Origin of the sequence: Paraburkholderia franconis (assembly GCF_009362735.1) — a bacterium.
GTDB lineage: Bacteria > Pseudomonadota > Gammaproteobacteria > Burkholderiales > Burkholderiaceae > Paraburkholderia > Paraburkholderia franconis.
The window spans coordinates 77607-89660 of sequence record NZ_WHNP01000024.1 but is presented as its reverse complement, the minus strand read 5'-3'; the positions used below and the strand labels follow the sequence as shown (position 1 = coordinate 89660).

General features: G+C 62.1%; 11 protein-coding genes and 1 tRNA gene. 1 reads left to right on the top strand and 11 read right to left on the bottom strand.

All coding sequences use genetic code 11. From position 1 onward, the window contains the following. Positions 1–47: 47 nt before the first annotated feature. The 8 genes from GCT13_RS24365 to GCT13_RS24330 form a co-directional block, all read right to left on the bottom strand. Positions 48–407, bottom strand: coding sequence for an NADH-quinone oxidoreductase subunit A (locus tag GCT13_RS24365; protein ID WP_007588164.1), 360 nt, complete (start codon positions 405–407; stop codon positions 48–50). A gap of 172 nt (positions 408–579) precedes the next feature. Further along, positions 580–664: transfer RNA gene (locus GCT13_RS24360), tRNA-Leu, on the bottom strand. Between the two features lie 112 nt (positions 665–776). Continuing rightward, positions 777–1166 (bottom strand): preprotein translocase subunit SecG, encoded by a 390-nt coding sequence (gene secG, locus GCT13_RS24355; protein ID WP_152762435.1) that lies wholly within the window; start codon positions 1164–1166, stop codon positions 777–779. A gap of 90 nt (positions 1167–1256) precedes the next feature. After that, positions 1257–2036, bottom strand: coding sequence for a triose-phosphate isomerase (gene tpiA, locus GCT13_RS24350; RefSeq protein ID WP_152762433.1), 780 nt, complete (start codon positions 2034–2036; stop codon positions 1257–1259). A 167-nt stretch (positions 2037–2203) separates the two neighbouring features. Further along, positions 2204–3220 carry an NAD(P)H-quinone oxidoreductase gene (locus GCT13_RS24345; RefSeq protein WP_152762431.1) on the bottom strand — a complete coding sequence of 339 codons (1017 nt, stop codon included), beginning with the start codon at positions 3218–3220 and terminating at the stop codon, positions 2204–2206. 127 nt (positions 3221–3347) lie between these two features. Continuing rightward, positions 3348–5486 (bottom strand): polyribonucleotide nucleotidyltransferase, encoded by a 2139-nt coding sequence (gene pnp / locus GCT13_RS24340; RefSeq protein WP_152762429.1) that lies wholly within the window; start codon positions 5484–5486, stop codon positions 3348–3350. 316 nt (positions 5487–5802) lie between these two features. Continuing rightward, a complete protein-coding gene (gene rpsO / locus GCT13_RS24335) occupies positions 5803–6072 on the bottom strand; it encodes a 30S ribosomal protein S15 (protein WP_087733293.1) in 270 nt (89 codons plus the stop codon). A gap of 211 nt (positions 6073–6283) precedes the next feature. Then, on the bottom strand, positions 6284–7576 hold the full coding sequence (locus GCT13_RS24330) for a branched-chain amino acid ABC transporter substrate-binding protein (RefSeq protein WP_152762427.1): 1293 nt from the start codon (positions 7574–7576) through the stop codon (positions 6284–6286). 227 nt (positions 7577–7803) lie between these two features. Here GCT13_RS24330 and GCT13_RS24325 point away from each other — a divergent pair, with 227 nt between their 5' ends. Beyond that, positions 7804–8355: a hypothetical protein gene (locus tag GCT13_RS24325; protein ID WP_152762425.1), complete on the top strand. Its 552-nt coding sequence runs from the start codon at positions 7804–7806 to the stop codon at positions 8353–8355. Positions 8356–8485: 130 nt separating this feature from the next. Here the strand turns inward: GCT13_RS24325 and GCT13_RS24320 are convergent, their stop codons facing one another. The 3 genes from GCT13_RS24320 to GCT13_RS24310 form a co-directional block, all read right to left on the bottom strand. Beyond that, positions 8486–10036, bottom strand: a complete 1551-nt coding sequence (locus GCT13_RS24320) for a 2-isopropylmalate synthase (RefSeq protein WP_152762423.1) — start codon at positions 10034–10036, stop codon at positions 8486–8488. A 411-nt stretch (positions 10037–10447) separates the two neighbouring features. Further along, positions 10448–11323: a CDP-diacylglycerol--serine O-phosphatidyltransferase gene (gene pssA / locus GCT13_RS24315; protein ID WP_152762421.1), complete on the bottom strand. Its 876-nt coding sequence runs from the start codon at positions 11321–11323 to the stop codon at positions 10448–10450. A 19-nt stretch (positions 11324–11342) separates the two neighbouring features. Continuing rightward, positions 11343–11981 (bottom strand): phosphatidylserine decarboxylase, encoded by a 639-nt coding sequence (locus GCT13_RS24310; RefSeq protein WP_152762419.1) that lies wholly within the window; start codon positions 11979–11981, stop codon positions 11343–11345. Positions 11982–12054 lie beyond the last annotated feature (73 nt).

Here is a 12054-nt window from a genome sequence, read left to right as displayed (position 1 = left end):
GACGGGCGGCGAGCCATCGCCACCCATGCAAACCGGCGATTAACCCGTCATTCCCAATCAAGGCCGCCTTTCTTCCAGATATAGGCGAAGCCCAACAGGAATTCGAGCAGAAAAATCATCATCGAGATGAAGCCCGGCCAGCCGATATCGCGCAGGGCAACACCCCACGGGAACAGGAACGCTGTTTCAAGGTCGAAAATGATGAAGAGAATGGCAACCAGGTAGTAGCGCACATCGAATTTCATGCGCGCATCTTCGAATGCTTCGAAACCGCACTCGTACGGTGCGTTCTTTTCGGTATCCGGCCGATTCGGACCGAGGATCTTGCCGATACTGACCAGTGCTACGCCTAAACCGGTGCCCACGAGGAGGAACAACAATACGGGGAAATAGGCTGCGAGGTTCAAAGCTATCCTCAATCGGTTGGTTCTGAGTGACGTCAGGAGACGTGGACTACTTTGAACAACCCCTGACGCGAAACACTTCGGGATGCTTGATGTCGAAAGCCCACAGCAAACACCACCCTAGAAGTGAAAATGCCAGCCGAAGCTGAAGCAAGCGGCTGGCATTAGATAACATTGGTGCCGACGGCGAGACTCGAACTCGCACAGCTTTCGCCACTACCCCCTCAAGATAGCGTGTCTACCAATTTCACCACGTCGGCACTGTCTGCAATCCGGGAAAACAACTTGTAAAACCCGCGAATCGCTTCAAGACTTGAATTGTAACCCGCTTAAGCAGTTTGTTCAACGCACAAACGCGTTTCCCTCGAAAATTTATTTCGGCACGTCCTGGCCTGGCGCAGAAGCTGCAGATGCAGCAACTGCAGCCGATGCATTAGCCGGTGCAGACGCAGCAGGAGCAGTCGATGCAACCACAGGAGCCGCTGCAGGAGCACCACCGAGCACGCCTGCCGAAGGTTTCGAATGATACGCGCCGATGTACGTCAGTGCCAACGTGGTGGCGAAGAACACTGCTGCCAGTATCGCAGTCGTACGTGACAGAAAATTAGCAGAGCCCGTCGCGCCGAAGAGACTGCCCGATGCGCCACTACCGAAGGCCGCCCCCATGTCGGCGCCCTTGCCGTGTTGCAACAGCACGAGGCCGATGACGCCAAGCGCCGACAGCAACTGCACGACAATGATCAACGTTTTCAAATACAGCATCACACTCACCTGAGTCTTTATTTAACCGCGCAACAACACATGCTGCGCGCAATGGGTCATCCTCGCCCGGGCACTCTGTCTTGTCGTGTGTTAGCGCGCGGTGGTCGCCGCGACAGCTGCACTGCAGATTGCCAGGAAATCCTTGTCTTTCAGCGATGCGCCGCCAATCAGACCGCCGTCGATATCCGGCTGGCTGAACAACTCTTCCGCGTTCTCCGGCTTCACGCTGCCGCCGTACAGCAGCGGAACGCTATCCACATCGTCGCCCTTCGCCGCGAGACGCGCGCGCAGGAACGCATGAACATCCTGCGCCTGTTGCGCCGTCGCGCTCTTGCCGGTGCCGATGGCCCACACGGGCTCATAGGCAACGACGATGCGAGCCGAATCGCCCACCGACAGCTTCGCGAGCACCGCATCGAGTTGCGCGCCCACGATCTGCTCCGTCTTGCCCGACTCGCGTTCTTCGAGCGTTTCGCCGACGCAGACGATCGGCGTCAAGCCTGCTTCGAGCGCGCGCTGCGCTTTGACCGCGACGGTCTCGCCGCTTTCGCGGTGATACGCACGACGCTCGGAGTGTCCGACGATCGCAAACGACGCGCCAAACTCGGCAGCCATTTCGGCAGCGACTTCACCGGTGTAGGCGCCCTGCGTGTACGCGGACACATCCTGCACGCCCCACGCGACGCGGCCACCTTCCAGCAGCGACTGCGCTTGCGCCAGATAGGGACACGGCACGCATACGCCGACTCGCACATCGTCCGGAAGATCGTTCGCGCCGTGCGATACGGCTTGCAGCAGCACGCGGTTGTCGGCAAGCCGACCGTGCATCTTCCAGTTACCGACTACCAGTTTTGCTCGTTGTTTCGCCATCGTCTCGCTCGTTTTATCGTGGTGCGGGTCCTGGACGCCTCCGCTTCGTCAGCGTCCCCAGCTCTCTGGTGCCCGCGGTCCGCCTGCAAAATTCATGCAGAACGCGCAAAACACACGATTTTACTGTGTGCTGACAGACCGGGTCAAACTCAATTAAATGGGCGCTGTCAAGCATCCGCGCCCCAATTCAGCACGATCTTGCCGACGTGCAGGCTGCTTTCCATCAGCTCGTGCGCCTGCGCCGCCTGCGCGGCCGGGAAAACCTTGTAGATCACCGGCTTGATCGTGCCGTCTTCGAGATGCGGCCACACGCGTTCCTTCAGTTGCGCCGCGATCTTCGCCTTGAATTCGACTGGACGCGGACGCAGCGTCGAGCCCGTCACCGTCAGACGACGGCGCAGAATGTCGTTCAGATTCACTTCGGCCTTCGCGCCACCGAGCAGCGCGATGATCACGAGACGGCCGCCGTCGGCGAGCGCCTTCAGTTCGCGCGGCACGTAGCTGCCTGCCACCATGTCGAGGATCACGTCGACGCCGCGGTCGTTCGTGAGTGACTTGATCACTTCGACGAAATCTTCCGTCTTGTAGTTGATCGCACGCTCTGCGCCAAGCGACTCGCACGCGCGGCACTTTTCGTCCGTGCCGGCCGTCGCGAACACACGAAAGCCGAGCGCATGCGCGATCTGGATCGCCGTCACGCCGATGCCGCTCGAGCCGCCCTGCACGAGGAACGTTTCGTTCTCGCCGCCCTCGCCTTTGCCGAGCATCGCACGGTCAAAAACATTGCTCCAGACGGTGAAGAAGGTCTCAGGCAAAGCCGCCGCTTCGACATCGGAGAAACCGTTCGGCACGGGCAGGCACTGCAGCAGCGGCACCGTCGCGTATTCCGCGTAACCGCCGCCCGCCATCAGCGCGCACACGCGATCGCCGATCTTGAGACCGAACGGATTGCGCTTCTCGTCGATATTTCCGCCGACGATTTCGCCCGCCACTTCCAGCCCCGGCAGATCCGACGCGCCAGGCGGCGGCGCATAGCCGCCCTTGCGCTGGAACACGTCCGGACGATTCACGCCCGATGCGGAAACTTTGATCAGCACTTCGCCGGGTTTCGGCTCAGGCGTCGGCCGCTCGGCGAGCTTCAAGACTTCCGGCGCACCGAATTCGGTGATTTCGATTGCGTTCATCGTCGTCTCTCCCAAGGTCTGGATAGCGCTGCAAATCGGTCAAGAAAACCGGTTCGCACTGCAATCCACCCTACATGAAAAACGGCCGGCGCGCTTTTGCGCTACCGGCCGTCCTGCTTTCACTACGTTACTGCTGCGGCGTCGGTTCCGTCTGCGCCGCTTCGTTCAGAAGCGCCTTCGCCGACAGACGTACACGACCCTTTTCGTCCGTCTGGATGACCTTGACCTTCACTTGCTGGCCTTCCTTCAGGTAGTCGTTGATGTCCTTGATGCGCTCGTTGGCGATTTCGGAAATGTGCAGCAGACCGTCCTTGCCCGGGAGCAGGTTCACGATCGCGCCGAAGTCCAGCAGCTTGAGCACCGTGCCTTCGTAGATCTGGCCCACTTCGACTTCAGCCGTGATGTTCTCGATGCGCTTCTTCGCTTCGGCCATGCCTTCGCTGCTCGTGCTCGCGATCGTGACGACGCCGTCGTCCGAAATGTCGATCGTCGTGCCCGTCTCTTCCGTCAGCGCGCGGATCACCGAACCGCCCTTGCCGATCACGTCGCGGATCTTTTCCGGATTGATCTTGATGGTGATCATGCGCGGGGCGTAATCCGACAGTTCCGTGTTTGCGCCCGAAACGGCCGACGTCATCTTGCCGAGGATATGCATGCGGCCTTCCTTCGCCTGTGCGAGCGCGACCTGCATGATTTCCTTCGTGATGCCCTGGATCTTGATGTCCATCTGCAGCGCCGTCACGCCGTCAGCCGTGCCCGCCACCTTGAAGTCCATGTCGCCGAGGTGATCTTCGTCGCCAAGGATGTCCGTCAGCACGGCAAACTTGTTGCCTTCGAGGATCAGGCCCATCGCGATGCCCGCGACGTGTGCCTTCATCGGCACGCCGGCGTCCATCAGCGCGAGGCAGCCGCCGCACACCGATGCCATCGACGACGAACCGTTCGATTCGGTGATTTCCGACACGACGCGGATCGAGTAGCCGAACTCGTCCGCGGTCGGCAGGCACGCGACCAGCGCGCGCTTCGCGAGACGGCCGTGGCCGATTTCACGACGCTTCGGCGAGCCGACGCGGCCCGTTTCGCCCGTCGCGAACGGCGGCATGTTGTAGTGGAGCATGAAGCGATCGCGGTACTCGCCTTCGAGCGCGTCGATGATCTGCTCGTCGCCCTTCGTGCCGAGCGTCGCGACGACGAGCGCCTGCGTCTCGCCACGCGTGAACAGCGCCGAACCGTGCGTGCGCGGCAGCACGCCCGTGCGGATTTCGATCGGGCGAACGGTACGGGTGTCGCGGCCGTCGATACGCGGCTCGCCGTTCAGAATCTGCGAACGGACGATCTTCGCTTCGATGTCGAACAGCACGTTGCCGACGGCCGCCTTGTCGGCCGCCACCGTGCCCGCCGCTGCCGCTTCTTCTTCCAGCTTGACCTGCGTCGCTGCGTAGACTTCCTTCAGCTTCGTCGAGCGAGCCTGCTTGTCGCGCGTCTGGTACGCGGTGAGCAGATCAGCGTAAGCGATTTCGTTGACGCGTGAGATCAGCGCTTCGTTCTTCGGCGCCGGTTGCCAGTCCCACTCAGGCTTGCCGCCTTCGCGAACGAGTTCGTGAATCGCGTCGATGGCCGTTTGCATCTGCTCGTGACCGAACACGACAGCGCCCAGCATCACGTCTTCCGGCAGTTGATCCGCTTCGGATTCGACCATCAGCACCGCGCGCTCCGTACCGGCGACGACGAGGTCGAGGCGCGATTCCTTGCTTTGCGTACGCGTCGGGTTCAGCACGTATTCGTTGTTGACGTACGCGACGCGCGCAGCGCCAACGGGGCCGTTGAACGGCAGACCCGACACGGCGAGCGCAGCCGACGCGCCGATCAGCGCGGGGATGTCGGCCGGGACCTCCGGGTTGATCGACATCACGTGGATAACAACCTGCACTTCGTTGTAGAAGCCTTCCGGGAACAGCGGACGCAGCGGACGATCGATCAGGCGCGAAATCAGCGTTTCGCCTTCCGACGGACGGCCTTCGCGGCGGAAGAAGCCGCCCGGAATCTTGCCTGCCGAGTAGGTCTTTTCGATGTAGTCGACGGTCAGCGGGAAGAAGTCCTGGCCCGGCTTCGCCGTCTTCGCGCCGACGACGGTCGCCAGCACGACGGTGTCTTCGATGTCGACGAGCACGGCACCGCCCGCCTGGCGAGCGATCTCACCCGTTTCCATGCGAACGGTGTGCTGACCCCACTTGAACTCTTTGACGACCTTGTTAAACATAGACATTTGTCCTCCTTGATCTTTTGGTCATGCCGCGCAGTACAGCGCGCGACACCGTCAGGACCGAAGCCTTTCGGGTAGAGGAGTGTTATGCCATTCCAGAGAATCGCGTGGATGCACCCACTTGCACGCGAACCGCTGGAATGACACAGCGCCCTACCCTCAAGCCCGGTTTCGTTTCGTTTTGCCCGCGACGCAACCAGCGCGCCAGACGGGTGATTCGACAGCAAACCTCACACGAAGCGTACCGTCGAAAAACAAAATGCCTGCATCAGCGGAACTGACACAGGCATCTTGCTGACAGAAAGTCCGATGCGTCCGATTACTTACGCAGGCCCAGCTTCTCGATCAGAGCGCGGTAACGGTCGGCGTCCTTGCCCTTCAGGTAGTCGAGCAGCTTGCGACGACGGCTCACCATGCGCAGCAGGCCGCGGCGGCTGTGGTGATCCTTCGTGTGGGCCTTGAAGTGAACCGTCAGTTCGTTGATGCGCGTCGTGAGCAGCGCGACCTGAACTTCGGGGGAGCCGGTGTCGTTTGTGCCACGTGCGAATTGCGCGACGACGTCAGATTTCTTGATTTCAGCTACGGACATGTTGATTTCCTTTGAATCAAACAGGCGGTCACGGAAGAAAGGCCGTGCCGTGGGGTTACAACGAAACGAGTCGCGTATTGTATCACAGCCGGACCATCCGGCGAACCCCGCCGTTTCGGACCATGCTTCGGGCCGGAGCCGAGCGCCTTTTGCGGTAAGTTTTGGGGCGCCTTGGGGCTCATTCACGGCTCGTTCATTGCTCATTGACGGCTCAGGGCCGCTTCATCCGGCAAGTCGTGGTCGGCACGGTGCGCTCGGGCGGCAATGCCAGCACGGTCCGGAAGCCGTAATCCGAACCCTCGTTGTCGAACTGGACGCCCGGCGTGCCTGCCCTGTCCATCTCCATTACGTAAAGGGGCTGAATCAGCTGGTGATCGTCGGCGCGCATCCACGACGGGTGGAAGCCGTTGTCGTATTTCATGCCTTCCAGCGCCTTCGCAACCTTGTCGGGCTGCGCGCTGCCCGCCCGGTTCATCGCTCCTGCCAGCATTTCGATCATCAGCGGCATGCGCAGAACCGCGTAGTCGTCCTGCGCAGCCGGGAAACGCTGGCGGAACGACGCATACCACGCGTCCGATGCCGCGCCGCCCACGTTCGGGTGCCAGTCGGCGACGGCGACGACCCGCTTCACGCCCGCATCGCCGAGCGCGGCCGGCGCGCCGAGGCTGTTGCCGTAGAACGTGTAGAACTTCGTGTCGACGCCCTGCTCGCGCGCCGCCTTGACGAGCAGCGCCAGATCGTTGCCCCAGTTGCCCGTGATCACGGCGTCGGCGCCGCTCGCGCGAATCTTCGCGATATACGGCGCGAAATCCTTCACGCGGCCGATCGGATGAAACTCGTCGCCGACCACGGCGACATCCGGCCGCTTCGACGCAAGCGCCGCGCGCGCCAGCGTGCTCACGTCATGCCCGAAGCTGTAGTCCTGATTCAGCAGATAGACTTTCTTCACCGACTTGTCGCGCTGGATCACATCGGCGAGCGCATCCATCCGCATGCCGGCGTGCGCGTCGAAGCGGAAATGCCAGAAGCTGCAGTTCGCGTTGGTGAGCGCCGGATCGTCGGCGGAGTAGTTGAGGAACAGTTCGCGATTGTCCGGCTCGCGCGTGTTCTGCTTGTCGATCGCGGCGAGCAGCGCCGCGGCCACGGCCGAACTGTTGCCTTGGGCGACGAAGCCGATGTGCCTGTCGGCGGCCGCGCGCAATTGCACGAGCGCCTCTTCCGCACTGCCCTTACTGTCGAGCACGACGAGTTCGAGGGGATGCGCGCCGTCCGCGAGCTTTACGCCGCCGCGCGCATTGACCGTCTCGACACCGAAACGCAAATTGCGCTCGACGGCCGCGCCCGCGTTCGCAAACGGACCGGACATGCCTTCGATCATCGCGATACGGATCGGCGCTCGCGACGGCGAGTTCTGCGCATGCGCGCTCGCTGCCGGCCACGCTGCGATTGCCGCGATTGCCAGCGTCATTGCCACCGCCGCCGTCCTGGTCCATTTTGTTTTCATCAGCGCGTCTCATCTGTCGATCGAAGCGCGGATCATAGGACGCCGCGCCGCCCACGATCAAGCGAATACGCGTCTCGCCGAACGCAAGGCCCGAAAATCTTTTAGCCCGACGCGTGTCAAAATATCGAGTCCGCAATGATCTTGCATGGGACGGAAGTAACCGCTAAAGCGCCAACTCCCGTCGACGGCACAATAACAATCAACCATCGAACGCCATCGGAGGTGTCATGTTCAACCGCCTTTCATCCGTCACGCCGACGATGCCGGGCTTGCGTACGGCGCGCGGCGCGCTGGCCGTCCTCTTTTGCGCGGGCGTCGTCACGCTCGCCGGCTGTGCGCAGCCCTGGCAGAACTATCAAGAGGGCGCGGATCAGTCGACGATCGTCGCCCGCCTCGGGCCGCCGCGCGAAGTCTACGATCTTCCGAACGGCGGCAAGCGCCTGATGTGGCCGACGCAGCCGATGGGCGAAACGACGACGGCCGCCGACGTCGACGCGTCCGGCAAGATCGTGAACGTGCGTCAAGTGCTGCAGCCGAACGAGTTCTATCGCGCGGAAATCGGCAAATGGACGCGCGACGACGTGCTGGTCAACTTCGGTCGCCCTGTCGAAACAAACTACTTCCCGCTGATGAAGCGCGAGGTGTGGACGTATCGCTATCAGGAGGACAACGTCTGGTACTTGATGTACAGCTTCTATTTCGACGACCAGGGCATCCTGCGTCTGACGCAGAAGACGCCCGATCCGCTGCACGATCCGGATCGACGCAGCTTCTTCTGAAGCCGCCTTTCGTGGCCGGGCAATAACGAAAAAGCCGCCCGTCAAGGCGGCTTTTTTCATGGAACGGAACCGACAAAAAACCCCGCCGCAGCGGGGTTTTTCGATGCCACCGGACGCAACGAACGCGCGGTCAGATTTCCGCGCGCTGCGGATTCAGCTTGTCCCGGCCCGCATACAAACGGTTGAGCGCCGAGATATACGCCTTCGCCGATGCGGCGACGATATCCGGGTCCGTACCCACGCCATTCACGATGCGCCCCGCCTTCGACAGACGCACGGTCACTTCGCCTTGCGCCTGCGTGCCCGTCGTGATCGCATTGACGGAGTACAGCAGCAGTTCCGAACCGCTGCCCACTTCGGTTTCGATCGCGTTCAGCGTCGCGTCGACGGGACCGTTGCCGTTCGCCTCGCCGACCACTTCCTTGCCTGCAACCGAGAACACGATCCGCGCATGCGGCCGCTCGCCCGTTTCCGAATGCTGCGACAGCGACACGAACTTGTAATGCTCCTTCTCCTGCGCTTGCGCCGACTCTTCAGTGACGATCGCGATGATGTCCTCGTCGAAGATTTCGGCCTTGCGGTCCGCCAGCTCCTTGAAGCGCTGGAACGCGAGGTTCAGTTCGCTTTCGCTGTCGAGCGTGATGCCGAGTTCCTGCAGACGCTGCTTGAACGCGTTGCGCCCCGACAGCTTGCCGAGCACGATCTTGTTCGCCGTCCAGCCCACATCTTCGGCGCGCATGATTTCGTACGTGTCGCGCGCCTTCAGCACACCGTCCTGATGGATGCCCGACGCGTGCGCAAACGCGTTCGCGCCGACCACGGCCTTGTTCGGCTGCACGACGAAACCTGTGATCTGCGACACGAGCTTCGACGCCGGCACGATCTGCGTCGTGTCGATGCCGAGATCGAGGCCGAAGTAGTCCTTGCGGGTTTTCACGGCCATCACGATTTCTTCGAGCGACGTATTGCCCGCGCGCTCGCCGAGACCGTTGACCGTGCACTCCACCTGACGCGCGCCGCCGATCTGCACGCCCGCCAGCGAATTCGCCACCGCCATGCCGAGGTCGTTGTGACAGTGCACCGAGAAGATCGCCTTGTCCGAATTCGGAATGCGCTCGCGCAGCGTCTTCACCAGATTGCCGTACAGCTCCGGCACGCCGTAGCCCACGGTATCTGCGATGTTGATCGTCGTTGCGCCTTCCGCGATCACCGCTTCGAGCACGCGGCACAGGAAGTCCATGTCCGAGCGGCTGCCGTCTTCCGGCGAGAACTCGACGTCGTTCGTGAACTTGCGCGCGAAACGCACGGCCAGCTTCGCCTGCTCCAGCACCTGCTCGGGCGACATGCGCAGCTTCTTCTCCATGTGCAGCGCGGACGTCGCGATGAATGTGTGGATGCGGAAGTGATCGGCAGGCTTGAGCGCATCGGCGGCACGCTGGATGTCCTTGTCGTTCGCGCGCGCGAGCGAGCAGACCGTGCTGTCCTTGACCATGCCGGCGATCGTGTGGATCGCATCGAAGTCGCCGTTCGAACTGGCGGCGAAGCCTGCTTCGATCACGTCGACTTTCATCCGCTCGAGTTGCTTCGCGATGCGGATTTTTTCTTCCTTCGTCATCGACGCACCGGGCGATTGCTCGCCGTCGCGCAACGTCGTGTCGAAAATGATGAGCTTGTCTGCCATCTCAGGTCTCCAGGGGGATTCGGTTGGTTTGAATCAGGAAAACGGAATTCGAGTGTTTGCGCCACCACCGCAGGCGACGCTAAACAACGAACGAGGCAAACGGAGGGCGAAGACGATCAGCGCGGCAGGCGCGCTAGAGCTAGCGAGCCTAGTAGCTTGCTGGCTTGAAGAGACAGGAAGGGGAACTTGGAAAGTGCCATGCCAGCGACTATAGCGGCAATCCCGAAAACGCGCAATTGACGCTAACCAGGGCGGCCATAGGATTTGCCAGTGCCCGACGATCCACGCAATCACATCGCGAAGATAAATCGGCGATACAAGCGGGCAAGACGAACCGGCGGCACGAACCGGCGAAAAAACGGCAGCCCGAAGGCTGCCGTTTCCGTTTCACTGCGCTGCGCGCGAGCGCTGTCAGTTCGGACGCTGCGACGAGCGCGCCGGATTGCCCATTCCGCGCATCGCGCGGTACGCCCAGAACACGTAGCCCGAGAATCCATACAGCACGAAGAGGCCGAACAGCATCAGCGGCGGATCGGACGACACCAGCACGAACGCGACCACCACCAGCAGGATCGCCGCGAACGGCACGCGATGGCGCACGTCGAGCGCCTTGCCGCTGTAGAACGGCGCGTTCGACACCATCGTGACGCCCGCGTAGATGGTCAGCGCGAACGCGACCCACGGCAGCCATACGAGCTTGAGCGGCACGCGGTTGTCGGTGGCAAGCCACACGAAGCCCGCGATCAGCGCGGCCGCGGCCGGGCTCGGCATGCCCTGGAAGAAGCGCTTGTCGACGACGCCGATGTTCGTGTTGAAGCGCGCGAGACGCAGCGCCGCGCCCGAGCAGTAGACGAACGCCGCAAGCCAGCCCCAGCGGCCAAGATCCTTGAGAATCCACTCGTACATCACGAGCGCCGGCGCGACGCCGAACGACACCATGTCCGACAGACTGTCGAACTGCTCGCCGAATGCGCTTTGGGTATGCGTCATACGCGCGACGCGGCCGTCCATGCCGTCGAGCACCATCGCGACGAAAATCGCGATTGCCGCGACTTCGAAGCGCACGTTCATTGCCTGCACGACAGCGAAAAAGCCGCAAAAGAGCGCGGCCGTCGTGAACGCGTTCGGCAGCAGATAGATGCCGCGCTTGCGCAGGAATTGCTGGCGCGCGGCGCGCCGGCTGTCGATCACGGCGGATTCCGCGACGACGGGCGGCTTGTTGCGCCTGAACGGACGCGGCTGCGGCGCACCGCTGCTGCGAGGACGACGCGGTTTGAATGCGGCCATCGAACTCTCCCTGTGCCGCTTATAGCTCAGCCAGAATCGTGGACGACGCCGACACCTTCTCGCCGATCGACACACGCGGACGGCTGCCCATGGGCAGGTACACGTCGACGCGCGAACCGAAGCGGATGAAGCCGTAGCGCTGACCGCGCGTCAGCGGCTCGCCCGCCCTCACGTAGCAGAGGATACGCCGCGCGATCAGGCCGGCGATCTGCACCGAGGTCACAGTCGCGCCGCTCGCGGTTTCGATGACAATCGCGTTACGCTCGTTTTCCGTCGACGCCTTGTCGACAGCGGCATTCAGATACGCGCCCGGAAAGTACTCGACCTTCGAGATTGCGCCATCGACGGGCGAACGCTGCGAGTGCACGTTGAACACATTCATGAACACGCTGATTTTCAGCGCTTCGCGGTTCGCATACGGATCGTGCGTGGTTTCGACGGCGACGATGCGGCCATCGGCGGGGCACAGCACCGCGTTCGCCTGGGTCGGAATGGGACGGGCGGGATCGCGGAAGAACTGCACGACGAAGATGACCAACAGCCAGAAAATCCAGGCAATGCCGAACCCTGCGACGAAGTGGATCAACAACGCAACGACGACCGCGACGGCGATGAACGGCCAGCCTTCGCGCGCGATGATCGGATGGGGGTAATTCATAAAATGGGTTCAGTCTTTTGGAAAACCGTAGGATAGCAAAAGCCGTCCAGGGTTCAGCACACCTGGACGGCTT

Excerpts from the sequence above, each read along its gene's own strand:
- tpiA (WP_152762433.1), bottom strand. The coding sequence starts at position 2,036 with ATGGCGAAACAACGAGCAAAACTGGTAGTCGGTAACTGGAAGATGCAC.
- GCT13_RS24325 (WP_152762425.1), top strand. The coding sequence starts at position 7,804 with ATGTTCAACCGCCTTTCATCCGTCACGCCGACGATGCCGGGCTTGCGT.
- rpsO (WP_087733293.1), bottom strand. The coding sequence starts at position 6,072 with ATGTCCGTAGCTGAAATCAAGAAATCTGACGTCGTCGCGCAATTCGCA.
- secG (WP_152762435.1), bottom strand. The coding sequence starts at position 1,166 with ATGCTGTATTTGAAAACGTTGATCATTGTCGTGCAGTTGCTGTCGGCG.
- GCT13_RS24320 (WP_152762423.1), bottom strand. The coding sequence starts at position 10,036 with ATGGCAGACAAGCTCATCATTTTCGACACGACGTTGCGCGACGGCGAG.
- GCT13_RS24330 (WP_152762427.1), bottom strand. The coding sequence starts at position 7,576 with ATGAAAACAAAATGGACCAGGACGGCGGCGGTGGCAATGACGCTGGCA.
- GCT13_RS24310 (WP_152762419.1), bottom strand. The coding sequence starts at position 11,981 with ATGAATTACCCCCATCCGATCATCGCGCGCGAAGGCTGGCCGTTCATC.
- GCT13_RS24345 (WP_152762431.1), bottom strand. The coding sequence starts at position 3,220 with ATGAACGCAATCGAAATCACCGAATTCGGTGCGCCGGAAGTCTTGAAG.
- pssA (WP_152762421.1), bottom strand. The coding sequence starts at position 11,323 with ATGGCCGCATTCAAACCGCGTCGTCCTCGCAGCAGCGGTGCGCCGCAG.
- pnp (WP_152762429.1), bottom strand. The coding sequence starts at position 5,486 with ATGTCTATGTTTAACAAGGTCGTCAAAGAGTTCAAGTGGGGTCAGCAC.